Origin of the sequence: Alteromonas sp. CI.11.F.A3, from assembly GCF_032925565.1 — a bacterium.
Lineage (GTDB): Bacteria > Pseudomonadota > Gammaproteobacteria > Enterobacterales > Alteromonadaceae > Alteromonas.
In genome coordinates this window covers 1,577,947-1,603,289 of the sequence record NZ_CP136708.1, presented here as the reverse complement: position 1 = coordinate 1,603,289, position 25,343 = coordinate 1,577,947, and the positions used below count along the sequence as shown (strand labels likewise).

The window sequence follows — 25,343 nt, the reverse complement described above, 5'->3', positions numbered from 1 at the left end:
TCCCTGCTTAGACTATATTCGAAGTAGCGTGATTATTATGATGTAGAGTAGTACCAAGCTTACCAAGCTAAGAAGCCCTACTTTCAGCAAGTCTTTGCCCGTTATTTCCAATTGCAACTCAGGCTTTGCCTTAGATACTCTTATAAAAGACGCAGCTGCCATTGCCGCAAATATGTAGAAAAACATAATGTAGCTACGGCTAATGAAAAAGGCCGTACTACAATAGCCTATTATCGAAACTAATATAAAAACAGCGAGCGTGACTTCTTGTTTTATCGAGATATCGGATGAAACTGGGTCGCTTTTCAGTTTTATAATACGTAATAGCATTAAAAAGATTAGCAATACAAACGACATCCAGAGTGTGTACCCGATAATTCCTAATTCAGACATAACGGTAACAAATGAGTTGTGGGCTAATTTAGAGTGGTATTCCAGAAAGCGCTCCTTTCCAAATCCAAAAAGTGGGCGATGTAATAGCATTTGAATACCTTCATACCACGCTGTTAGTCGCTGCATCGAGCTTTCATCATCTTTGCTAATAGTACGAAATGAACCCATTGCCACCAAAATGACCGGAAGGGAAATTCCAGCCAACAAAATTGACTTAATTTTGCCGAAACGTAAATAGAAAAACGCGAATAACACCGCCAGAAGCCCCAATAGGGATCCTCGACTCCCAGTCCAATAAATGCCGAAAACAAGAAAGATAGTTGTCAGTAAATAGACACCTTTCATTAGCCAGCCTTTTGCCGAAACCAAAAAGAAAACCGCGATAGGAATATTCATGACTAAAAACATTCCCATGTCATTGGGGTCATTAAAAATTCCGATATACCGCGCCTGTGCCATTTGATTAGCCCCATCATTGCGATAAATAACTGTTTCAGCCCACCCTTCTCCGAAGGGATTATTAACCTGTACATATGCATGCTGTGTCATCACTATGCATGCTAATAAAGAGATTAATAGAATAATTTTCTGTCTGCCAAATGAAACCAGAAACCCTAAAAATAAAATGAAAGGAATTGTATTTGTATTTATCCAATCGATAACAAACGTTAAATCGCTAAAGAACCTCAATGCCCTTACTTCTGATAAAAGCATGGAAAACAATAACAATATCATTATCGTGCATTGCGCATTCCATACCTTTGGCCGCAATGAAACTAAATAGGCAAAAAACGTTGCGATAAGGAATATTCTTAGCACTGGAAATTGAAGGCTGAGGATAGGCCATTCATGTGGCCTTATCAGAACAAGCGCAGTGTAAACACACAAAAGAAAAAAACCGAAAGGGGCGGTGGACTCTTGTGACTCTGCGCCAAATCGAGACTTAGATCTTGTCATCCGCAACACCCTTCATGCTTCTTTTTATAATCATGGTTAAATAACGTTTCATTTTACTACACAAAAATGGGAATGAGTGGCTATATATACACAACGATAGCACCGCTTCACTTCGTTCTGTTATGCTTCGTTTGTAACTATCAGCATTAGTAGACATCATGAAATCGTAGGCACTCAGTCCACGCTCCTTTGCTAAAAGGAGTTGTTCATAATGCAGCAGCAAACCTGGAGAAATATTGGGTTTAAAGTGGGTATCTATACCATTTTGATAAAAAATGAGCTCCTGTCCAGAAACGATTGAATAATTCACAGCGATGATTTGGTCTTCCACTTCCAGCATCACTAACGACAAACGTTGTTCATCCAGAAGCTTATTAAGTATTTCCTGATGGAACTGGCTAAATAGTAAGTCGTCAAAGATGGCTGGGTGGCCTTTTTCCTTCCACCGTTTAGCATTCAGTGCTTTTAAGCTCGCAAACGCAGTCTGGAGTTCATCCCGGCTCTTAACGTGAATGTATTTTGCATTTAAATTTTTAGCTGCCCTCCTACCTCGACGGACTTTTTTCTCGAGTTTACTCCGCCCACATTCACTCGGAATGTAAAAGCGCCTCCCTCTTTTCGACGTTAGATACCTTATATTAGATGATGAGCACCAACTTGTTATCAAAGAACTAGGAGACACATTATTCAAACTAAGGCGCTTGATACCGAATTCAATCATTAAGTCGCCCAGAGGATCCAATGCGCTAGCAAGAATAGATTCATCACACAGAAGGTCTTGTCTTTCACTACACGTTTCAGACTGAGATGGCTCTCCACTACCAATAAACCACGCCGCAGTCGTATCTACTTTTCGCACATAAAGAGGGATAACCCCTACCAATACCCCAGCCCTATTTACCGTGACGATAAACAGCTTCTCTATGGTATGTTGATACACTGACGCCCAAGTTGTAACCCAAGCGAAACTGGTAAATATTGTGGCATTTTTACTTTTTGCGTAAAGGCTTTCCCACGCAGTTTGCATGGACTCTACTTCACTCAACGTAGTCAAAACCTGGAATGTCAGCCCTGCTTTCACAGACCTAACCGTGCTAAATCCTTCGGTCCACAGTTGGTTTTACATTTCGTTGTGACCCATTGAATTGCCGTGGAGTTAATTGCCTTCAGCCCGCTGATTAGCTTTGCTTTTTTTAGCGCATACAAATTAGTTTCATACTTAGCGCCCACCTGATATCGATAAGCCAACAACCACTGGTTATAGGCACTATCTGACACGACCAAAACGTTCCATTCCTCGCTTACTATCATCCTAACTTCTTGAAATCCATCCGGAATTGGAGAGTTGAGATAATACGATGCTTTAGCATCAAGCGTTTTACCGTCGAAGAAATAATGCAACGTAGTCACTTCAACATTATCAATTCGTACCTGCTCTTGGCATGCACTTGAAGCATTGTATATGATGGGCGTTACTGGCGTACTTATCGCGTTGCATGCTATTTCTTGGTTATCGTTATTCACTGCCATTACCGCGAACCATGAAGAAAATAATAAGCTGAATAGTAAGGTGCTGAGCATTAATCGCTTGGGAAGTTGACGCTGGTCTTCAAACTTTGCTTTCTGCCTACTCCCTAACGTTTCAAATTCTTTATCTTCTAGCTTTCTTCCCAAATAGAACTGAAAAATGGCAACAGGAATATAAATATACCAACCGAAGTTATTATGATCTGTCATTAATGAACTCTCCATATCGGTCATATGGCCAATGACGATAAGCAGCACAATTCGGATCCAGTTAGTTACCAATGCGCCAAAGAGAGCAAAAAAAGTAAAGATAACGGCAGATTTTCTCGTTCGCAAATAAAGAAAAACGTACAGGCTACTAATCGCTAACGCGACAATAATATACCTTAGACCGCTGCATCCCTCTGCAATTTCAAAGATACCCGAGGGAATAGTGACAAATTCGTTTTCTACGTAGACGGGGATGTCGGTTAACGACATCATCAGCGTCACCATAAATACTGATATCTTCTGGAAGAGTAACGCTAGAGAGCCCCAGAAAGGAAAGATAAAAACAAGGTAAACGAGGGGAAACAACGTCGATATATTAAAAACAAACACTTGAAACATGAGTGCGGTCAGCACCAGCAAGGACATGGACCAGTAAAGCAAGCTAATTTGAGATAATGTGGCTACCCAGAGCCCCAATCCGGCAACTATTAAGGCGCCGACCCAGAGGACGCTAACTGATGAGCGAAAATGAATTCTATTTTCAACCTCAAGAATAAAGGCAAGATAAAGTATGATAAAAGGAACAAGAAAAGAGTGAGAATACGTGCCGTCATCGAAACTATACTTCCACAATGTTTGCATAATCGGGTAATTGAATACGGCCCATGCCAACAGCAGAAACACGAATACCCAGAAGTGTTTAAGCTTTCCTATATTGTTCCACATACTGCTAAATCCCTGTAGAGCTATTTATCATTTAATTGCGTAGTTAACGACCTTTGCCAAAGAGCACAACTTCAACCGTTCTTATCAAAATCAAAATATCCAATAGCAAACTTTGATGCTTAACGTAATAAAGGTCGAACTTAAGCTTTTCCATAGAGTCTTCCACACTTGCCCCATAGGGATAGTTGAGCTGAGCCCACCCAGCCAATCCGGGCTTTACATTGTGTCGCTGATTGTAATAGGGAACTTCTTTCACTAACTGCTCAACAAATTGAGGTCTTTCTGGGCGAGGGCCAATGAAAGACATTTCACCTTTAAATACGTTTAGTAACTGAGGCAATTCATCGACGCGATATTTTCTAATAAAATGCCCAATTCGCGTTACTCGATCGTCATTTTTACTTGCCCATTTTGCACCGTCTTTTTCGGCATCAGGCCGCATACTCCGAAACTTCAGTATTTTGAACAACTGTCCATTTAAGCCAACTCGCTCTTGAGCGTAAAACACAGAAACCCCTGTGCGTCGACCATCATCAAGATAGATAATGAGTGCCGTAGTGAGCATGATTGGCCATACAAATATAAACACAAATAATGCTAATATGGCGTTAAGGCTGTAATCCAGTGCATCTCTTAGATAATTTTGGCTTTGGAAACCGTTAGAATAGATGACCCAACTTGGATACATCAGGTTTACAACAATTTGCCCAGTCTCTCTTTCCATAAAGTCGAGTAATTCGGTAACCTCGATACCGCGAAGGCGGCATTCAAAAAGGACTTCAACAGGCAAAGTACCGCGACGCTGATCACACGCAATGACAATTTCTTCAATATCATTGTCATTGATAAACTGCTGAAAGTTCTCATCCACCTTTATGTGAACGATTTTTTCCCTACGAATACCATCTTCTCGGTTGTCACCAGGAATAGGCACAAACCCGACCATTTCAAAGCCGATCCTATCGACATCTCGACGCATACGCTTTTCAATAATTGATGCTCTCTCACCCGCGCCCAACACCACTATACGAACTTTGCCTAAACCTAAAAGCCCCAATCGGTTAGTAAAGTAGCGAAAAATGACCAGTGTGATGATAATGGAAAATACAGCAGCCGGCAGGAAATAAGCATCCATCACCAAATCATCGAACAACGCTCTACTGACGATTTCAACAAGGAAGTAACTTAGCCCTACACTGACAAATATCCGTCTTATAATCCCGCGAAAAGTTTCCCTTAGTTTTGCTTCATACAAGCCCACAGATAGTGAGCAAAGAAGAATAGAAACGGTAAGTAACCCTACATTAATGATTAGCTTTTCCGGTGGAACTGTTGAAACAAGCCCAACTTGTGTAAGGATAAAGTACGTAATATATCCCATATAAGCTATAAGTAGCGCTTCTGTCACTACAAGAATATTAGAGCGCTTATTTTGATTTCGCTTATTTACTGCCACCCCTGGCCCCTTAATACTACGAACTAATCCCTATCATAGAGGGATTTATTCTAATAGACTAGAATTGTTATTGGCATTATAGTGAGATTTGCCGTAGGGTAAACACCGAAAGCAACAATTTAACCATAATGAGTGTAGGATGATCTCTTATGTTTCGTTTTAAAAACATGCATTTAAGCTTTGCATTTTTACTTGTTTTAATACTTGCTGGGTGCTCGAATACTTCAACTCTCCCCCAAGCTACCACCAGAGCATCATTAACAACCGATGTAAATGAATATCAATATCTAATCGGTCCTGGCGACTCGCTTACCATTTTTGTTTGGCGTAATCCTGAAGTGTCCGGTCAATTTATTGTTAGACCTGATGGCAAAGTAACTACTTCACTTGTCGAGGATATCGATGTAGCAGGACGAACGCCTTCTATGCTCGCTCGCGAAATTGAAGAACAGTTATCAATTTACATAAACAATCCTCGAGTTACCGTGAGTGTAAATAATTTCTCTGGTCCTCTTAGTGAACAAGTTAGAGTTATCGGTGAAGCCACTAACCCAAGCGCGGTAAGTTATACCGAACACATGACTTTGCTCGATTTAATGATAGCTGTTGGCGGATTAACGGAGTTTGCTGACGGTAATAACGCAAAATTAGTTCGCGTAATCAATGGAAAGCAATCCACATTTGCCCTAAGCATTGACGACTTAATTCGAAGCGGCGACATTCAACAAAATGTAGACATTCTCCCAGGCGATATAATTATTATTCCAGAAGCTTGGTTTTAGTTCTAAGTAGTAAACGGAACATTTTTAAATGCAGGATTTTCAACAAACGTTAGTCCAGTTCCTTGACCTTGTGAAGGGGATCTGGATTAAAAAGCGTCATGTTATCATAATGTCATGGCTGCTATGTCCGCTTGGTTTTATCATGGTGGCAACGCTGCCGGACGAGTACACCTCCAAAGCGCAGGTATATGTAGATACTCGCTCAGTGCTTCAGCCATTACTTAAAGGACTCGCGATTCAATCTGATCCCGATCAAGAAGTCAAAATGATGGCGCGAACCCTGTTAAGTCGCTCTAACGTGGAAATAATTGCTAGAGAAAGCGATTTAGATATTACTACTGAAACCGAGAGAGAATTTGAAGATCTCGTCACAAACCTCGCGCTTGAGATACAATTAAAATCGACTGGGCGAGATAACATCTACAATATCACCTACCGTAACCCTAACGCTGCCACTGCGCAAAAAGTCGTTCAAGAGACCCTTGATTTGTTTGTCGAAGGTTCGCTCGGTAACAATCGCAGAGACACGGATACCGCCGGTCGTTTTTTACAAGAACAAATCGCTGAATATGAAAGTAGGCTAGCAGAATCTGAACAACGATTAGCGCAGTTTAAACGTCAATACAACAATATATTGCCGCTGTCTGGTACCTATTATTCACGTCTTCAAAACTTAAATTCTGAATTAGAGAACACACAGCTCTCAATAAGACAGATAACCCAGCAAGTTGAATCTCTTAACTCACAAATAAAGAGAGATTCAGCAGTGGACAGCTTCGGAGTTACAAATCAGGATAGTCCAACACTTAAAACTCGATACGATGAGCGAATAAAGAATCTAGAAGAAGAACTTGATAGGCTAAAATTGCGTTTTACTGAACTACACCCCGATGTTATCGAGACTCAACAATTATTAGATAGCCTTGAAGAATATAGAAAAAGAGAAATTGAATCATTTCTTGCCAATGCTGGTGAAGGTGAGCAAGCCCCTCTAAATGAACTTACTCAAGAAATTAAATTAGAGGTTAGCAAATCGCAGAGTGAGATCGCCTCACTCAAAGTCAAAGAGCTGGATCTTAAAAATAAAATTGCAGAGCTAGAATCGAAAGTAGACCTCATACCACAGATCGAAGCTGAATCTACTGCTTTAAACCGAGATTACGGAATTACTAAAGATAAGTATGAAGAGTTACTCGGTCGTAGAGAAGCTGCCGATCTATCTCGTCGGGCAGAAGTGTCGTCTGAAGAATTACAGTTTAGGATTATTGAACCACCATTAGTTCCAAATACCCCGTCAGGTCCACATAGATTAATATTGTATACCGCTGTATTATTTTTAGGCTTTGGTGCTGGTATTGGTTTAGCGTTTATTGTGAGTCAATTAAGCCCTATTCTTACACGCCCCAACCAGTTGATAAAGTTATCAGACTATCCTATATGGGGAACCGTTACTCACCTAGATTACGATAGTATTAAAAAGCGAGACAATCTAAGACTGTTAGTCTTTATCATATCATCTTTGGCTATAGTGATTATTTACGGCGTCTTAATCGCTGCTGAAATTATGAATATTAATGTAGTCGAGAGGTTTTTGTAATGCGCAATACTATTGAGAAAGCACTTCAAAAACAAAAAGAAAAAGAAAGCAAAAGTAAATTCATAGAGCCGAAGGCTCCTAATGATGCAGCTCCCGTTTTAAGGCAAGAGCCAGTTTTAACGACCCCATCTGCAACATTGAGTTCATCATTGGAACCTTTCAATATCGATTTACAGCGGTTAAGCGAAAATGGCCACATTGCTCTGCTCGGCGAGCGGAAACAAATAAATGAAGAGTATCGTGAAATCAAAAGGAAACTGCTTGCGAATGCTTTCGGAGCACTTGCTAAAACCATTAACAATCCAAATATCATCATGGTCACAAGTAGCCGGCCATCTGAGGGAAAAACTTTCACAGCCACTAACTTGGCGCTGAGTATTGCATCTGAGCAAGATAAGACAGTGCTTTTGGTTGATGCCGATGTATTAAAACCAAATGTTTTAAATACTCTGGGCTTAGAACGTAGAAAAGGTTTAATGGAATACTTAACCGGAGATGTGAGTGATATTTCTGAAGTTCTATACCCCACTAATATTGATAAGTTAAAGATAATTCCAGCAGGGAAGTCACATCATTTATCGACCGAAATGCTTGCCAGCCATAAAATGCATGAAACTGTGGACGAGTTCGCGAATAGATACCCAGATCGTGTAGTAATCTTTGATACACCTCCTTTAATTGGCATAAATGAAAGTGCTATCTTGGCAAATTTCGCTGGGCAAGCGGTGGTGGTGGTTGAAGAAGGCAAAGCCAAAATTAGCGATATTAAAATGTCGGTTGAGCGATTAAACCCTGAGATGGCGATTGGATTTGTTGTAAATAAATCGGTCCATCATGATACCGACGGAAGCGGATATTATGGATACTACTATGCCGAGCGTAAAGTTTAAAAACATCAACACAAAGTGTCGTTTACATGGAACAATTTACTTAGCGCTTTCAATAGCTTCATTGTTGTCCCCTTATGCTTTTGCTGATATTGACATCACTGGAACTGTACAAGGTGAATCCATATTTCAGGAAGTTGATTCAGAAGACGATGGGACTTTATCATTAACAACTTTTTCTATTAGCCCTAAGCTAAATACATCTCTAGAAACGAGAACTTTTTCGGGTTTTTGGTCTGGAACGATAACTCATTTGGAGCGTGATAAGCGCGACGATAGCCGGAACGATACATTCGGTGAATACGACTACTCAGCTAGGTGGGCACCTTTCGAAAGGTTTGTATTATTTGATGCATCTGGAGCGTTAACTTATCAAAATACAGATTCTAGCAATTATCTTGTATCAGATTTTTTAAGTAATGCTGATAGCTTGTCAAAAACACGCTCCAATCGAATTGCTACTTCAATATTCTCGGACCAAGGTAATTGGGCCCAAGGTTTTGGCAGAGTGTCGTACTCAAATGTGAAGAGTGAAAGATTAGAACTGGATTTAGGGAATACGTTAAACAACAATATTCTTCAATTTGAAGGCACTTTCGAGAATGGAGACCAAGCAAAGCAATTTATTTGGGAGGTATCGGGGACATATCAAGACTCAGATAGAGATGAAAGTGTTGGCGGTGACTATTTAGCAAGAACTGTCGATGCCTTCATTGATACATCTTTTGCAAAAAACTGGGCAATACGTCTCACGGGATCTCATGAAGCCAACCAAATATCCGATAGAACCGATACAACAAGCAGTACGCGAGAGTTTAACTCTTATGGTGCAGGATTAACTTATCGACAAAACGCTAATCGATATATATCGGTAACTGCAAATAAAAGTGATTCAGACGTTTCTAACGATGATGATAGTACTTATGTGGGCTTAGACATCGAATGGGCGCTAAGTAACCGTACTTCCGTTAAGGGCAGCTACGGCAGACGCTTTTATGGTGAATCGGCTTCGGCAGATATTACTTACAATTCAAAATATTTCCGAACAGCCTTATCTTACTCTGAAGACGTAACTACCACATCACAATTATTAGCTGACTTTGAAAACTTGGGTGTTTTTGTGTGTCCGACTAACTCAACTTCAATTTCAGGTTGCTTTCAACCAAACTCTTTAGACTATACCACTAGCGCAGACGAGCAGTTCGTTCAACTTACTACTCAAAATTTATCTTTTGACGATAATATAATTCTGTTGAAAAGTACCAATTTTCAAGCCGGCTATAGCTTTTCTAGACTAACATTTGCATTTTCTTGGCGATATGATGAAAGTGATTATTTAGATGAAGATAGGTTGCGAAGAACCTATGCTTTGGGGACTACGGTAGCATACCAACTTGGTAATTATACTTATTTAAACACCAGTGTCGATTATGCAAATGTAGATGAACGTTCAAATAGTGACGGGATAAATACAGGAAGCACTGACAATTGGAATGCCTCACTAGGCTTAGAACGGAATATTGGACGCTCACTCAAAACTAATATTGACATTACTTATCTTGAGAAAAATGGTGACCTCGCAATCGGGGGTGGGCAATTTGGAGAGAATTACACGGACCGAAGAATTACCCTATCCATCATTTATACTTATCAGTAGGTTATTTAGAGTGACGGGATTTCCGCGTCACTCTAGCCCCTCTACTCACTCTTATCCGTACTCTTCAGCCTTACATAAGTTTTAAACTTTTTCTTCATTAGTTTATCTACATACTGCGTCATTTTAACTTTATGTGATATTGCGTCATCGAGCGCGTCTACCAACTCTGCCAACATATCAAGATAGTACTTACTATCTCGTATGATATTGCCGCCTGGTGTCATAATAGCTCTGTTTTCAGGATGCTCTGCGAAATCTTGGGCTTGGGATGGTGAATGGCCCACCCCACTCTCAGGCTCAAACATTTCTGCTTTAACCTCATCTATCACTTCTTTAACGGCATCTTCATCAAAGCTTTTAAGCTCCTCTAAAAAGCCAAAAAGCATGATACGATCCATCAGCGTATTTATTTTACGAGGCACACCGCGGGTAAACTTATAGATGCGCTCATACGCCCCTTCTGAAAACAAATCTTCGCCATTCCAGCCAGCATGGTGTAAGCGATATTCAATATACTCTTTGCACTCATCTAACGTGAGGGGCGCTAGATGACAAGAAGCCACAATCCGCTGTCTGAACTGCTCCATATTAGGTGCACGCAAAATGGGTTGTAGTTCTTCTTGGCCTAATAGAAAGCTTTGAATTAACGGCTTACCATTAAGCTGAAAGTTAGACAGCATACGTAGCTCTTCTATCGATTCTAGCGGCAAGTTCTGAGCTTCATCAACAAGCAGTAATGCACGGCGGCCTTGGGTGCTCAAGTCGTACAAGAACACCTCAAGCATCTTTAAAATTTCAGCTTTGCTTCTTCCGTCCGTATTGATATCGAACTTTGAGGCCACCATTTTAACCAGCTCATCAGGAGACAGTTTCGGCGTTACGATTTGGGCTGCGAAAATATCGTCTTGAATTTCAGCCAGCAAGCTATTCGCGACGGTAGTTTTCCCTGTACCAATATCACCCGTGATAACAATAAACCCCTCAGCCTGCGACAGCCCATACTGAAGGTATGACATGGCGCGTTTGTGCCACTTACTGGCAAAAAAGAAGCCTGGGTCTGGTGTTAACTGAAAAGGTTTGGCGTTAAGTCCGTAGTAACTTTCGTACATTCTGATATCCGTTTGAAAAAACTGCTCACTTTGCTAGCTTACCGAGCAATGGGTATGGCTAGCAAACGACTACATTTACTGAGATAAAAAGTTGAGGTAACGGTGAAAAAGCTAGGTTAGCCTGTTTCGTGTTATACGCTCTATGATTCCGGTGGTCGAAACGCCATCTTCAAACGTTAACACCTGCACCTCACCGCCGTTAGCAATGACTTCTTTTCCACCAGCGATTTCTTCAATTTGATAATCACCACCTTTCACCAGTATATCTGGTAAAAGTGAGGCAATTAACCGCTGTGGCGTATCTTCAGTGAAGGGCACAACCCAATCAACTGCACTTAAGCCTGCTAACACAGCCATGCGGCGATTAGTGTTGTTCACTGGCCGCCCAGGACCTTTAAGCTTAGTCACCGAGTCATCAGTGTTTACTGCTACAATAAGTCTGTCACCTAGCAGCGCGGCTTCTTCTAAATAGGCTACGTGGCCAGAGTGCAATATATCAAAGCAACCATTGGTCATAACAATACGTTCGCCTCGCGCTTTCGCCGCAGCCATCGCCATCTCAAGCTGCCCTTCGGTCATCACACCGCCATCTAAATGCACAGATTGCTCACCTAAGGCTAGCGCTAATTCGGTATTGGTTACCGTAGACGTACCTAATTTCCCTACCACTACACTGGCGGCTAAATTAGCTAACACGCAAGCGGCTTGCAGGGGTAATTTACTCGCTAAAGCTACTGCTAACGTAGACACAACTGTATCTCCCGCACCGGTAACATCGTAAACTTCTTTGGCTTTTGCAGGTAAATGAAACTCTGCATTATTACCCTCAAACAAGGTCATCCCTTGTTCAGAACGGGTGAGTAGTAAAGCATCTAACTGCAAATCAGATTTAACGCTTTGCGCATTTTCAACCAGTGACTTTTCTGTTGTAGACTCGCCCACCACATGGTTTAACTCTTCCATATTCGGTGTGATTAGCGTGGCATTAGCATATTTAGTGAAATCGCTCCCTTTGGGGTCGACAATCACTCGCTTGCCTTTTGCTTTCGCTGCTTGAATAAGTGCCTGAGGATTGCTTAAACAGCCCTTGGCGTAGTCAGATAATATAACAATATCAACATCATCAAGGGCGCCATCAAACGCGTTTTCTAGTTCTGATTTATCTGAATCAGCAAAGCTCTTTTCGAAATCAAGTCGGAGCAGTTGTTGATTTCTACTCATCACACGAAGTTTAGTTATTGTGTCTTGGCCTTCAACGGCAAAAAACTGGCAATCGATATCAAAAGACTCTAAGCGCTCACGTAATAGTTTGGCATTTTCATCGTTACCGCACATACCGAGCAAGGTAACTTTAGCTCCAAGGGTAGCTACGTTCACAGCCACATTGGCCGCGCCGCCAGGACGATCTTCAGATGACTGAACATTCACCACAGGTACAGGGGCTTCAGGGGAAATACGACCTGTGCCACCGCTCCAATAGCGGTCTAACATTAGGTCACCTACAATAAGCACTTTCGCTTTACTAAAATCTGGTAAAATCATTGATGAGACAACTTTATCGATGTATTTCAAATTGCCAATGAGTATAACAGCCAACAACGTGAATACCCACCAGCAGCCATCAACTTGGTACCTTTATCTTATCGAAAATAAACTGGGTCAATTGTATACGGGCATTACGACTTCGCCGGGTCGAAGAATATCTCAGCATAGAGGTGAAATCGTAGGGGGCGCTCGGGCATTAAAGGGAAAAGGCCCTCTTCACTTTAGGGCAATTTTTTTAATCGGAGATAGGTCGACAGCTTCGCAAATTGAATACAAAGTAAAACGGCTTTCTAAAGAGAAAAAACGGGCTATCGTCAAACAGAAGGTTTTGCCTAAAAATCTATTTGAAAACCTATGTGAAGATCTATATCGAAACAGCCAGTATATTTCTCCTTCTAAGTATCAGTAAAATCGTTTGTAATCAAAGCCCTCAAATTCACGCCACAAATGTTTACCAAGCATATTTCAGGCAACCACTTCCCCTGCTCCATATTGATTTCTATATTCCTCATATTTGTATCAATCTCGATCCCAATATTTCACTTTAACATTACTTATTTAAAAGCTTTGTTTTAACTTCGGGTAATTATAAAAGCTCTACTTTAGAGCCATCACCTCTTAAAACGGCATCCTTATTGCTAATTTTATATACTTAAAACCAGCAATAAGGATGTTCCTCATGATTATCGGTAATCAAACACCTATCTACAGTCAATACCAGCCAGCTCAACAACCTGAAGACCCAAAAAAAAGCGGCAATGAATTGCCTGATCTCACAGGAAAAAATGCAGAATCAAGAACTGTAGACATGCACAACATTGGCATGGATGAATTAAATGCACTTATCAAAGAAACTGGTGATGGTCGATTACTTGTTCTCCCATATGATAGCTTTAAATTTGAAAACGGCTCATTCGTTGGCGTAGAGAGTAAGGACTTTATTGCTCAAATTAAAAACAGTCGAGATTTTGCAAAAAGTATAGGAGATACAAAATCAGAAAAACAATGGTCAGACTTCCTTGATGTACTTCATGAATATGATGGGTATCAATTGTCTCCTAAGGTCAATGTTAAAGCATAAATACAATGTATTACTTTATGCTTTAACATTATAAATTTATTGAATATAAATCGAATTACTCCAATAGATAGAAGACGAACTAGCTTAACCACCTAGTACGCCATTAATTACCATGGCAGTACCTATGCTTAGCGTAAAGCCTAATGAAGCTACGCCAACGTTGTGTTGTTGGTCGACTTCTTGCCTAAAGTTCATACCAAACATAATCACTTTTTTGTTGATTAGCACCAGTATATGCAATGCGATAGCCAGCGCTACACTTACTACTAGCCAGCCTGTTACGTTACTCACATAACCTGAGGGGTTATAGATAAGTAAGTTTTTTGCTGCAGAAACAATCATCGCGGTGCCCAGCAAATTGCCCGAATGCTCGATAGCCAGAGCTAGTTGTCCTTTTCTCAAAGCACCTTGAAATGAATCGTTTTGATTATCTTTTGCATAGCGCACTTCTAAAATACGGGTCATCACCAACAACATGGTAAGTACGACAGAGAATCCTGTCACAATAGCAATGATGGCATTCATGTCACTACCATCTACCCAAACCATAATATCTTTCAGCACAATGGCGCTAGCAACTAAGCTTGCAGCATCTACCAGTGCAACACTAACGCTTCGCTCTGAAATCATGGCATGGGTATCTACGCGATTGAGCACTAGTTTGTCGTGGGCAAATCGTCCAAACTTAACTAATAAGATCCCGACGATACCAAACGTGACCATGCCAGTTGCAGCTTCACTGTAGCCCTGACCAATATGTCGCCCTACTACCGAACTAAGCACGATACAAAGCGACAACATGCCACCGGCTATGCTAATACCAAAAGCAAAATTATCTTTAATACCCAACTCTTCGGTGACAGAGTTTTTTCTCATAAGCCCAGTCACCCACTTCATAACCACCAACAGTGCTAGGGCGATACTCACATCGATAGCAAGGTAAATCCATAAGTCAGAACCTAGCGGCACGAGTTTAATTAAAGCATCCACGTATTGTTACTCCTTTTAACCTAAACACAACCTTAGGGTGGTTACGCCCCAAAAACTGTGACAGACTCTTTTTTATCTCAACGTTTTGAAATATTTATTATTGTCGAAGCCAGTATTATGCCAACAGACAACACAATTACCATGAGCAATGCACAACTAGCTAACGAAACCTGGGAAAAGCTTTCAGATAATGAACGCTTTAATAGTGACTTAGCGCATCATCGAAGCGATCTCACCACCCTATTTGGGCGCTCGCTATTCTTTGCAGAGACTTGCCTTCAGCACCCTGAGTGGGTTGGCACTATGCTGGTTGAATCGATTCCTGACGAGCCGCACACCTTCTACAAGAAGGCTGTTACGCAAAAATTGGAAAACGTTAAATCCGAAGATGAACTGCTTCGCGCACTTCGCCACTGTCGCCACTTTCATATGGCAGCGATTACCCTACGAGATGGACTTAACAAACAGACTATTACGCAATCGTTAGCGCAGGTTTCGGCATTAGCCGATGTATTAATTACATCAGCTTATCAATGGATTTACACCATGCTAAGTGCAAAACATGGTGTGCCCTATGGTGAAAATGGTCCTATTCATATGTACATTTTGGGCATGGGGAAATTAGGTGGTCGTGAACTTAACTTTTCATCAGATATCGATTTGATTTTTGCCTATCCCGAGAAAGGCATGACAAATGGTGAAAAGAAACCCATTGAAAATCAGCAATTTTTTACCCGCCTAGCGCAAAAGTTGATTCAAGCACTTAACAAGGTCACCACCGACGGGCAAGTGTACCGAGTAGACATGCGATTACGGCCATTCGGTGAATCAGGGCCTTTGGTGATGCACTTTGACGCCATGGAAGATTATTATCAAGAGCAAGGCCGTCATTGGGAACGTTTTGCAATGGTGAAAGCGCGGGTGATCAACGACGATAATTCAGAAGACGTAGCCTTATTAAACGCCATACTTACGCCCTTTACCTTCAGGCGGTACTTAGATTTTACTACCATCGATGCACTAAGAAATATGAAGCACCTTATTGCCACCGAAATTAGACGTAGGCGCTTGAGCAATAACATTAAGCTTGGTGCGGGCGGTATTCGCGAGGTTGAATTTTTTGCGCAAAGCTTTCAGCTTATTCATGGTGGTAGAGAGCCTGAGTTACAAAGTAAGTCGCTACTTACTACCCTTAATAAGCTTGCCGAGTTTGAAATTGTTGAAACCGATGTGACTGAACAGCTGCGAACTGACTATCTCTTTCTTCGTAAAATTGAGCATACACTTCAACAATGCCAAGACCGCCAAACTCAAACCTTGCCCGATAGTGAGTGGGAGAAAAACGCATTAATTGCCGTGCTTGGTTTCAGTTCTTATGACGAGTTTATGGCGAAGCTGCAAAACACCATGTCTAGAATACATGGGCATTTCAATGAATTAGTTGAAGAAGCTAAAGATACTCACACTAGCGAAGATACGTTGTATGACGCATGCCGCGACGCTTGGCAACTCTCCCTCGATAAAGAAGAGTTTAGCACTACGCTAACCCCTTTTATTAACGCAGAGGAAGCGCAAGGTATTTGTACCCAGCTACAAGCGTTTAAAACCAATCAGCGCGGATATCGAATGGGTCAAAAAGGCGAAGACACGCTTAATAAACTCATCCCCGAAATACTGTATGTGCTGATTAAATTCGATCCTAATAAAGCAAACAATGTACTAAAACGAATCTTCGGCGTGATAGATGCAATTACGGGCAGAACAACCTATTTAGATTTATTACTGGAAAACCCCAATGTTCTGCAACAATTGGTCAAACTTTGCGACAGGAGCGAATGGATAGCAAATGAAATCAAACGCTTCCCGTTACTGTTAGATGAACTGCTCACCCCACTCTATTTACAACAGCAAAACTCAGATATCACCACTAGCAAATACGAATACGCCCAAGAGTTGCGCCAAACCATGCTGCGAGTTGAACACGACGATGTTGAGCTTGCTATGGACACTTGGCGACAGTTTAAGCTTTGTCAGCAATTGCGCATTGCCGCCAGTGATATTAGCGGCTCGCTGCCTATTGCGAATGTAAGCGATAAACTCACCGTATTAGCGGAGGTGCTTCTTGAACAGGTTGTTGAAGCAGCGTGGCACCAAGTTTCAGCGCGCTTTGGTGTGCCGAGTCACTTGAATGATGGCGAACTGGGCTTTGCGGTTGTTGGGTATGGCAAGCTTGGTGGCTATGAGCTTGGATATGGCTCTGATCTCGACCTTGTGTTTTTGCACAATGCCCCCCGTCAGTCCACCACCGATGGGACTAAGTCTATCGAAGCCCAGCAGTTTTACATCAAACTTGCTCAGCGTATTATGCACTTGCTGAATACCAAAACCTTATTTGGTCAGTTGTATGAAACAGATTTACGCTTGCGCCCCTCCGGAAATGCCGGGCTGCTTTGTTGTCATGTAGATGGATTTGAGCGCTACCAACAAGAAGAAGCGTGGACATGGGAACATCAAGCGCTGGTGAGAGCCCGCGGTATTTGTGGTGATATATCACTGCTTAGTGCGTTTAATACTGTGCGTCATAACATTCTATCTATTCATAGAGATCAGGCTTCGCTATCTACTGAAGTAAGCGAAATGCGTGCGAAAATGCGCAAGCATTTACTTTCTGCAAGTCATCAAAAAGTCGATTTGAAGCAATGTGTGGGAGGTATTGCGGACATTGAATTTATGACTCAGTACTGGGTGTTAGCCCATGCGAACAAGATTGAAAGCTTAACGGAATTTTCAGACAATTTGCGTTTACTAGACGCTACCCATAACGCAGACATTATTGATGAAAAACAATCTCACGCGCTGCAACAAGCTTACCTTGCGCTAAGAGAACAATATCATCACCTCACTCTTGCCGACACAAAGTATGCAGAGCAAACCGAGCATTTAAGTCAAATGAGAGAGACGGTAAGTGAATATTGGCGGGCATTGTTTGGCAGTGGTGCCGACATTTATAGTAGTAATGATAATAATAACAAAGGTGAGCAGTAGCTCACCTTTGATTTAGCTAAACATCAACGAACTAGAGTACATCGGGTAGCTAAAAAGTCGGTTTCTTCAGCGGTCACTACTAAGGAACGTTGCTCGGGGCATAGATAGGCATTCACTTGCCCTTCGAAGCTACTGTCGATAGCGCTAGCAATTTTTGCCAACGAACCGGCTACCGTATTATCTAACTGAAACTGATGTTTGATTATGAAGTCTTGCTCTAAATTCCATATCAGCTGCATTCCTTCCGCTTGCGCAAAAGTAGAGATAGCTTCTCGCAGCGTACTCCCTTCTTTAAAGGTGCGGTATTTTTGCTCGCCAGTCCAGCTAGTATCTACTGTCGTATTTAAGCTGGACATGCTCTCTAGTCTGCTATCAAGCTGGGGATCAACGCCACCAGTTTCGATGACAAAATTCCCCTGTTCTTCTTTTACTGGATCGGTGGAAGACATTCTAAATTCGCGGTAAAACTCGCTCAATCCCTTTGCCACCGACTTTTCTTCAACAGGTTTACCAGAAGGAACGTCATCACTGTTATTTTGTTGCAAATAAATCATCACACCCGCAATCACTATCAATACGAATGCCAGCGCTACGTGACGCGCCCAAAATAATGTATTTGAATAACCTTTTTTAGCCATGACTTTATTAATGCTTCCAATAACTTAAACCCAAGGTACAGCTTACCTCGCTTTTACCTTACGCACAAAAAGCGCGCTACATCAGTAATTGTACACCTAACGATGTAATAGGTAACTGCTCCGTTAGTACAATGACGGGGTGTCTTTACTGGGTCTGGTTTTAAACCGTTTGTGCATCCACAAGTAACTTTCAGGCTGTTCTTTAATGGCCTTGTCGATATGGGTGTTCAATTCCGTTAATGCAGCAACATCGTCCATATCCCCTAAATGCGTCAATGGTGGGTATATTTTGATCTTGTAACCTTTCGCAGTGTACTGAGACGTAATTATCATGGGTATACTGGTAGAGCGACGAATAAACATCAGCGTAGCAGTAGTGGTCGCGGTTTCAGCGACCCCACCAAAGGGGACGAACACGCTTTGTTTTGGTCCGTAATCTTGATCTGGAAGGTACAAGCAAAGCTCTTTGTCTTCCAAGGCCATTAATAAGGCCTTGGCATTTCGCTTATCAATCATGTACTTATTTGAGCGGTTACGACCGTGGTACTGTAAATAGTCGACTAGCGGATTATTATGCTTTCTATAGAAGGCGATGCTTGGGTGGAAATAACCAATTCCCCTGCATGCAAATTCAAGATTCATATTGTGCAGTGCCATACCAAAAACTCCATGATCGCTGGCTATGGCCGCTTCAACATGCTCTGCACCCTCAATTTCTATGGCCTTTTTCACTCGCCAATCAGGCCACCACCACCCCATAGCCGTTTCAAATAACGCCATACCGGTTCTACGCACGTTTTCCTTTAATAGTGCCTGCACTTCTGACTCTGATAATGAAGGGTTCCAAAGTTCAAGGTTTCGCTTTGCCACGCGCACGCGCTTAGGAACGATTTTCGCAATCAGTTTACCTGCACCACCACCAATAAATCGTATGACTGGTAGAGGGAGCCAAGTGATGATGTAAAGAAGGAATACTCCTAGCCATACTGGCCAAAATTTTGGAGTAAGAAAAGACAGTTTGAATTTAGGAGCCTTAATTGCCGCAGCCAACGCACTCTATTCCTAACAAATTAAGAGGAGCGCTATTGTAGCAGACCAAATTAAAGTCGAAAGTGCGTTGGTGGAATAATTCGACACTACTGCCGTGGTATTTTGTTTTCAATGCGCCAAGCTTTAGTTTAACAATCTCGATAAACGTCAAGTTTTGAAAAAAGGTTTCCCCTCCCAATCAAGCGGTTTAGTTAGCGCCGTACTCTTTATCTATCTGCTTCAACTTTTTCTCAAAAGTTTGAAAGTGATCGTCTTTTTCATAATCAAAGTGATATTGATTATGGAAACCAAATTGCAGTTTACAATTTTTATCTTCAATAAATAGCGTGTAACCATCGAGGTCGGTGTACGCAACAATACCATTCAGATGATACTGGTCTTCTTTCTTATCACCGTTAGTTCGGATTTTTTCAAACACCTGTAACAGAAATTTACTGTCTAATTCATTTTTCATAAATGGCTCCTTAGTTTTTGACTAGCAACTCTTTTTACGCTGAATGATAGTGTTTGGATTACACCGCTGTACTTGTATGTGTTTGGTCACCCAACCCTATTGAGCATTAAAAATTGTAGCGAAAGCCCAAAGACACTAAATGCGTTGAGAGGTCGTCCTCCCCGCCTAAGTAAATATATTCCAGTCGCACCATAGATTTTAGACCAACATGATAATCAAACCCAAGGCCAGCAATACCTGCAACCACACCCTCATCAAATGAGCATGCATCACCTAACAAAGCTGAGTTTCCACAGTAGCGCGTACTTGCGATATCAGCGTTAGCAATCCCTAATTTGTAATACAGCTCCCCATACTGACTATTTGCCTTTCCAAGTACAGCAAGGTAAAGCGCGTCACCCGAAAGCTCGGTATCACCTTCGCTATCATTAGTTAAATTAAGGTAACCCACTTCTGCATACCACTGCCTGTGGATTTGGCGTCCAAAAGCAACACTGTAAGCTAGCCCGCTATTTTCGACATTTGTGAACTCAAAATCACTAAACCCAACTGACGCGATACCATAATGAGTAGAAGCACTATGTGCGTTAAACATTGAAAAAAGCGCAATAAAACCAACGACAAACTGCTTCATTAAAACCTCAAGTTAGAACCACAAAAAATAACCCTAATAGTAAATAACTAGGGTTACGAGTGTAAATGTTTAATTTAAATCAGAAATAACGCCTCGTACTAAAAAAAGTACTCTAGGGTAAATTGGAGATGATCATCTCTTCTTAGGAAATAAAAGGTATCGTCAGTATCATCACTTGAAAAGAAATAGCCATCCAATTTCCAGCGCCAATGAGGTGATATACGACTGGACGCTTCAATAAATGCACTAGATGTACTCGATTCATCTAAATCTTGCACGTACCCCATTAGCACTTCGGTTCCATCAATATCGTTAAAGATAAACCGTAAGCCCACCATAAGGTCGTTTTGACCCACAGCAAAAAAGTTATCTTCACGCTCGTCGAACTGGTACTCACTCAATACACCTAGGCCATATTGAGTGTCGAATATGCCTTGTGTGGTGTATTCGAAACCTGTCACTACCGCTGTAAAATCTTCCGATTGCCCTTCACGATATATCGACTCAAATTTAAGTAACCACGCACCATAAACGGTGAGTAAATCAACGCCTACCTGACTGATTTGCGCGTAATAGGGAAGAATCTCTGGCTGACCTTCGTTATTTACCGTAGTAACAAGTTCTGGCTCTCGGCTTGTACCTGAAAAATAAGATAGCCCCACTTCCCAATCACTGATACTTGATTGCCACCTCAGCGCATAATCAACATGGCTTTGCTCACCATCCGACTCGTACAAGGCATCTCCTACGGCAATAGGCGGTCGCAAACGTCCATCAGCACTTTCAAAGGTACGCTCTCTAAAATAGGGCAACACAAAGGCTGAAAACGTGCCGAAGTCACTAAAGTAAGAAACATTAACCATAGGCTGACCAAGTTTATCTTCGCCATCTACCGCTTCAATGGCATCGGTTTGATTAACGATGTCGACGAGGTGGATGGACTCGGTTTGCCCCCAGAATACTTTTCCAATCCCTACTTTGGTTTCCCATGTGTCTGCCACATGCATCCATTGCAGTTCTCGAACATCGAAATGTGTTCTCTCCTCATCGTGTTGGTCGGCCTTGAAAAAGGGTTTAAACAGCAAGCTGTCTTCACCATCATTCCACTCAGTATAAGTTTCGGGGCTAAAAAAGACTGAGCCGTAAGTTCTTTCTTGCACTTCGTAGAGGGCGTCTTGCATGAAATAGCGCAGCTCTCCACCGGCAGAGCCTGTTATTTCCGTATTGGCCAGTAAAGAGAATGAAGCCGTAATACTCGATACAAATAAAGCGATGGATTTAATCACGAATTACCGCGCTCTTTTTAAACTGTTTTTGTCAAAATCTGATTCTGACAAGTCGGTATCAAAAATTAAGCTTTCTGTAATTAGCGACGTAGACTTACGCGTTTGTACGTTCGTCATCTCGCTGCGAATAGGACGCCAGTATTTCTCTTTATAAAGCTCGTAATCTTTTAGCTCAAGCACCTTTAGTAGCGCCCCTTTCTTATCGTAAAACTCAACTTTATGTACACGGTAGTGAGACTTATCAATCCATACTTTTTGCAGCGTATAACCTGAATAGTCATATTGAGGAACTTGCTCTAATACAAAGCAGGCTTCACCATTAATCGTCTCGTCACCCACATAGGAATAAGAAAATTTCTCTACTTCGAATGATGTCATGTCTTCAAAAGCAAACTCACTGCCGACAAATGGCCCACTCTTGTTTCTAGACGCGATACGCTTTACCCGTTTTAAAGCAGGAAGAAATATCCACTGTTCATCAGCATCGAAAACATGGGAGAAGCTCAAAAATGCAGTCCCTTTTACATCCCGAGGCGATTGAAAAACCGTTAGTGCTTTATCACCATCATCGGTTAACTCCATCGATTTCACGTTGAGTTTACGGGTTGCTTCTTGGCCTTGCGCATTGCGCAGTACCATTAAGATTTTGGCCTCTGAATTATTCCACCCACGATCTCTCGCTTTTCGCTCTTGCGCTATTTCCAGTCCCTTTGCGCTAGGCTCACTCTCGGCGGCAACGCCATTAAATGTGGTGATAGATATGAACGACGCCAGTAAAACAAGGCTAATGTATCTCACTATTCTTCTCCGGTAACGGGGTTTCATCTTTATCCAACCACATTAACAACGCGGGTAGGAAAATAAGGTCGACGGCCAAAGCCGCGACGATAATTATAATGGTTAAAATGCCCATATGTGCATTCAGCATAAAGCTTGAAGACGCTAGCACACTAAAGCCGACTGTCAGCACGATTGTGGTTGTGGTCAGTGCCATTCCAACCGTATTAAATGCATAAAGTACACTTTCTTTAACCGACTTACGGGTCAGCCTCGCCGACTGATACTTTGACAAGAAGTGCACTGTATCATCAACAATAATGCCCATGGTCATACTGATAACCACCGACAGTGCCATATTAATTTGGCCAGAGATTAACCCCCAAACGCCAAACCCGATAGCGGCGGGTAGCAAATTAGTAAACAAGCTTACCAACCCCAGTCGCCACGAACGTAACGCGAACAATATCAAAACAGAAATAAGGACTAAGGCATAAATAGAGCCCTTTACCATACTTTCCATATTTCGATCGCCAATATGCGCAAACATTAAAGGCGGACTTGCGGCTTCCAGACGGTTGTCGCTGCCAAGGCTTTTAAAATACGCTTTGGCATCAGACTCTAATGCGGTTAAATCTTTACTGCCTAAGTTATCAATAACGGCGATAATTCTCATTGCCGATTTATCAATATCTAACTGATTGCTTAAGTCTAGACCAAATGGCAGCGACATTTCGTACAGCAAAACATACTGCGAGGCCAGCTCCCCATCTTCTGGTAATCGATAATAAGTATCGTCATCACCATGCATATTTTTATTTAACCGTTTTAATGTATCGGCAAATGACAGCACATGATGAACGTCTTCTTTATCGCGCAGCCATTTAGTGAGTAATTCTACTCGCGCTAAAAAGTCAGGTTCTGTAGCACCATAAGGGGTATCAGAATAAATGACGAAGTCGATGTTAGACATACCACCAAGCTTCTCTTCATTTATTTCCACCGCTTGGCCAAACGTACTTCTATCGTCGAAGTACTTCACTGCAACATCATTTAACTCGTTATTGGTAGCAAAAAAACTGATGCCCACAATCACTACCGCACAAATGGGTAACAGAGCTCGGTAATTCGATGTGACTCTATTTCCCAATCGCTCGAAGATCTTATTATTTTTTGTTGTCTTCACTTTTAGCGGCTTCAATAGCAATAAAGCAGGCAGGAACCAAAGCGATAATACACAAGCGAGCATTACACCAAATGCAGTCATGTTACCTAAATCGGACAAGACAGGAACGGCAGAAAAGTTCAGCATTAAAAAGCCAATCGCCGTGGTAACACTGGTGATAATAATAGGCTTAGTATTAATTCTTAAGCTTTCATTGATCGCATTAGCGTTAGTGAGGCCGCGCCCAAGAAAGTACTGCACACCCACAATGATGTGGATACAGTCAGCCACTGCCAGCGTGGTTATCATGGTGGGGGCATTTACCGTAGCGGTACTTAGGAACATACCAAGCCAGCCAGATACACCAATGGATGTGGCAATAGATACAATGACCACTAATAATGTGGCAAGGGCTGCAAACACGGAACGAACAATCACGCCTATCATGACAATGATAAGGAAAAACATGAGGGGAATAAGCGTACTTGCGTCTTGCTGTGCAGCCACCGCAAAGGCATCGTTCATTACAACCATACCGGTAAGGTAGATAGTGTGGCCGGGGTATTTTTCCTCTAACTGCTGCTTTAATGCAGTGGCAGCCGTGGCGATTTCGATTACTTCTTTCGTTTGGTCGCCGTCAGGTAGTTGAATGGTCGTATTCACTACCAAAACATCTCCTGGGTACGATACTAACCTTCCGGTTAGTTCAGGGGTACTATCAAGTACATTTTTAATATCCGTTATTTCTGAATTCGAGAGCGAACCCGTGGTAATTAAGTCTTCTACAATAAGATCGTCATCTTCGGCGTAGGTGTATTGGAAGTTAGATATGGACTCCACGCGGGTAGAAAGAGGGAGTTGCCATGCAGCTTCTGTAAGCTCAACAACTAAAGATAAGGTAGACGGTTTAAACACATTATCGTCGTCGGGCACCACCATAAAAGCGACATTTTCGCTTTTATTAAATATGTTCTGCATTTCTTCAAAGGCAAGTCGTTGCGGATTGTCAGGCTCAAAAAATACTTTGTAGTCGCCCCTAAAGTATAAATTTTTGGCACCGACTATCGCTACTAACATCGCAACAATAACCACACAGATAGTTAACTTTGGTGACGCAAACCACCTTGATGTGTTCGATGATGTTTCTTGCATTACAACTTCCTGTAACTCGCTCTGTTATCGAAAGTTTACCCGTAAATGGTTAATAAACATAACTCAGTTACCAGAATATTTTTAGATGCTGCCTCACATTTGTTACATAAGCTCATATCTTCCATTTAAAGCACTATCGTAATCGCTTCTTTTTATTAAATTTTACATATACAACACTATTTATGAGCAATTTTTTTGATCTTTTCTGAAACTGATGTAGTATTA

At 41.8% G+C, this 25,343-nt stretch carries 21 protein-coding genes; 7 read left to right on the top strand and 14 right to left on the bottom strand.

Annotation, left to right across the window (positions count from 1 at the left end):
- Positions 1-12: 12 nt before the first annotated feature.
- From R1T43_RS06810 to R1T43_RS06795, 4 genes are all read right to left on the bottom strand, one after another.
- A complete protein-coding gene (locus R1T43_RS06810; protein ID WP_317354268.1) occupies positions 13-942 on the bottom strand; it encodes an O-antigen ligase family protein in 930 nt (309 codons plus the stop codon).
- 394 nt (positions 943-1,336) lie between these two features.
- Positions 1,337-2,431, bottom strand: a complete 1,095-nt coding sequence (locus tag R1T43_RS06805) for a GNAT family N-acetyltransferase (RefSeq protein WP_317354266.1) — start codon at positions 2,429-2,431, stop codon at positions 1,337-1,339.
- Positions 2,428-3,813 (bottom strand): exosortase, encoded by a 1,386-nt coding sequence (xrt, locus tag R1T43_RS06800; RefSeq protein ID WP_317354265.1) that lies wholly within the window; start codon positions 3,811-3,813, stop codon positions 2,428-2,430. The genes R1T43_RS06805 and xrt overlap by 4 nt, the downstream gene beginning before the upstream one ends.
- Before the next feature lie 43 nt (positions 3,814-3,856).
- On the bottom strand, positions 3,857-5,269 hold the full coding sequence (locus tag R1T43_RS06795; RefSeq protein ID WP_317354263.1) for a TIGR03013 family XrtA/PEP-CTERM system glycosyltransferase: 1,413 nt from the start codon (positions 5,267-5,269) through the stop codon (positions 3,857-3,859).
- A gap of 149 nt (positions 5,270-5,418) precedes the next feature.
- Between R1T43_RS06795 and R1T43_RS06790 the strand changes: the two genes are divergently transcribed.
- Genes R1T43_RS06790 through R1T43_RS06775 form a run of 4 tightly spaced genes read left to right on the top strand, consistent with a single transcriptional unit; the run spans position 5,419 to position 10,192 of the window.
- On the top strand, positions 5,419-6,051 hold the full coding sequence (locus R1T43_RS06790; RefSeq protein ID WP_317354260.1) for an XrtA/PEP-CTERM system exopolysaccharide export protein: 633 nt from the start codon (positions 5,419-5,421) through the stop codon (positions 6,049-6,051).
- Between the two features lie 28 nt (positions 6,052-6,079).
- A complete protein-coding gene (locus tag R1T43_RS06785) occupies positions 6,080-7,648 on the top strand; it encodes an XrtA system polysaccharide chain length determinant (RefSeq protein ID WP_317354257.1) in 1,569 nt (522 codons plus the stop codon).
- Positions 7,648-8,538 carry an XrtA-associated tyrosine autokinase gene (locus R1T43_RS06780; protein WP_317354255.1) on the top strand — a complete coding sequence of 297 codons (891 nt, stop codon included), beginning with the start codon at positions 7,648-7,650 and terminating at the stop codon, positions 8,536-8,538. Before R1T43_RS06785 ends, R1T43_RS06780 begins: the two co-directional genes overlap by 1 nt.
- Positions 8,507-10,192: a TIGR03016 family PEP-CTERM system-associated outer membrane protein gene (locus R1T43_RS06775; RefSeq protein ID WP_317354254.1), complete on the top strand. Its 1,686-nt coding sequence runs from the start codon at positions 8,507-8,509 to the stop codon at positions 10,190-10,192. The genes R1T43_RS06780 and R1T43_RS06775 overlap by 32 nt, the downstream gene beginning before the upstream one ends.
- Positions 10,193-10,233: 41 nt before the next feature.
- Here the strand turns inward: R1T43_RS06775 and R1T43_RS06770 are convergent, their stop codons facing one another.
- Both R1T43_RS06770 and hldE read right to left on the bottom strand, forming a co-directional pair.
- Positions 10,234-11,301 carry an XrtA/PEP-CTERM system-associated ATPase gene (locus tag R1T43_RS06770; protein ID WP_317354252.1) on the bottom strand — a complete coding sequence of 356 codons (1,068 nt, stop codon included), beginning with the start codon at positions 11,299-11,301 and terminating at the stop codon, positions 10,234-10,236.
- Positions 11,302-11,412: 111 nt separating this feature from the next.
- A complete protein-coding gene (gene hldE, locus R1T43_RS06765; protein WP_211070501.1) occupies positions 11,413-12,843 on the bottom strand; it encodes a bifunctional D-glycero-beta-D-manno-heptose-7-phosphate kinase/D-glycero-beta-D-manno-heptose 1-phosphate adenylyltransferase HldE in 1,431 nt (476 codons plus the stop codon).
- A gap of 19 nt (positions 12,844-12,862) precedes the next feature.
- Here hldE and R1T43_RS06760 point away from each other — a divergent pair, with 19 nt between their 5' ends.
- A complete protein-coding gene (locus tag R1T43_RS06760) occupies positions 12,863-13,255 on the top strand; it encodes a GIY-YIG nuclease family protein (RefSeq protein WP_317354250.1) in 393 nt (130 codons plus the stop codon).
- A 270-nt stretch (positions 13,256-13,525) separates the two neighbouring features.
- Complete coding sequence (locus tag R1T43_RS06755) at positions 13,526-13,927, top strand: hypothetical protein (protein ID WP_317354247.1); 402 nt, start codon at positions 13,526-13,528, stop codon at positions 13,925-13,927.
- An 84-nt stretch (positions 13,928-14,011) separates the two neighbouring features.
- Here R1T43_RS06755 and R1T43_RS06750 read toward each other — a convergent pair whose 3' ends face one another.
- Entirely contained in the window at positions 14,012-14,917 is a 906-nt protein-coding gene (locus tag R1T43_RS06750; RefSeq protein WP_317354244.1) for a DUF350 domain-containing protein, read from the bottom strand.
- Positions 14,918-15,034: 117 nt separating this feature from the next.
- On the opposite strand from R1T43_RS06750, the gene glnE reads away from it, so the two are divergent.
- Positions 15,035-17,962, top strand: a complete 2,928-nt coding sequence (gene glnE / locus R1T43_RS06745; protein ID WP_317355720.1) for a bifunctional [glutamate--ammonia ligase]-adenylyl-L-tyrosine phosphorylase/[glutamate--ammonia-ligase] adenylyltransferase — start codon at positions 15,035-15,037, stop codon at positions 17,960-17,962.
- A 23-nt stretch (positions 17,963-17,985) separates the two neighbouring features.
- Here the strand turns inward: glnE and R1T43_RS06740 are convergent, their stop codons facing one another.
- From R1T43_RS06740 to R1T43_RS06710, 7 genes are all read right to left on the bottom strand, one after another.
- Positions 17,986-18,600 carry a TcpQ domain-containing protein gene (locus R1T43_RS06740; RefSeq protein WP_317354242.1) on the bottom strand — a complete coding sequence of 205 codons (615 nt, stop codon included), beginning with the start codon at positions 18,598-18,600 and terminating at the stop codon, positions 17,986-17,988.
- Between the two features lie 123 nt (positions 18,601-18,723).
- Positions 18,724-19,650: an LpxL/LpxP family Kdo(2)-lipid IV(A) lauroyl/palmitoleoyl acyltransferase gene (lpxL, locus tag R1T43_RS06735; RefSeq protein ID WP_317354240.1), complete on the bottom strand. Its 927-nt coding sequence runs from the start codon at positions 19,648-19,650 to the stop codon at positions 18,724-18,726.
- A gap of 187 nt (positions 19,651-19,837) precedes the next feature.
- Positions 19,838-20,104 carry a DUF3081 family protein gene (locus R1T43_RS06730; RefSeq protein WP_317354237.1) on the bottom strand — a complete coding sequence of 89 codons (267 nt, stop codon included), beginning with the start codon at positions 20,102-20,104 and terminating at the stop codon, positions 19,838-19,840.
- Positions 20,105-20,210: 106 nt separating this feature from the next.
- A complete protein-coding gene (locus tag R1T43_RS06725; RefSeq protein ID WP_211070496.1) occupies positions 20,211-20,738 on the bottom strand; it encodes an outer membrane beta-barrel protein in 528 nt (175 codons plus the stop codon).
- A 98-nt stretch (positions 20,739-20,836) separates the two neighbouring features.
- The gene (locus R1T43_RS06720) at positions 20,837-22,024 is read right to left on the bottom strand and encodes a hypothetical protein (protein ID WP_317354232.1); all 1,188 of its coding nucleotides are present in this window, start codon (positions 22,022-22,024) and stop codon (positions 20,837-20,839) included.
- 3 nt (positions 22,025-22,027) lie between these two features.
- Positions 22,028-22,822: an outer membrane lipoprotein-sorting protein gene (locus tag R1T43_RS06715; protein ID WP_211070494.1), complete on the bottom strand. Its 795-nt coding sequence runs from the start codon at positions 22,820-22,822 to the stop codon at positions 22,028-22,030.
- The gene (locus tag R1T43_RS06710; RefSeq protein ID WP_317354229.1) at positions 22,809-25,118 is read right to left on the bottom strand and encodes an efflux RND transporter permease subunit; all 2,310 of its coding nucleotides are present in this window, start codon (positions 25,116-25,118) and stop codon (positions 22,809-22,811) included. The genes R1T43_RS06715 and R1T43_RS06710 overlap by 14 nt, the downstream gene beginning before the upstream one ends.
- Positions 25,119-25,343: the final 225 nt, after the last annotated feature.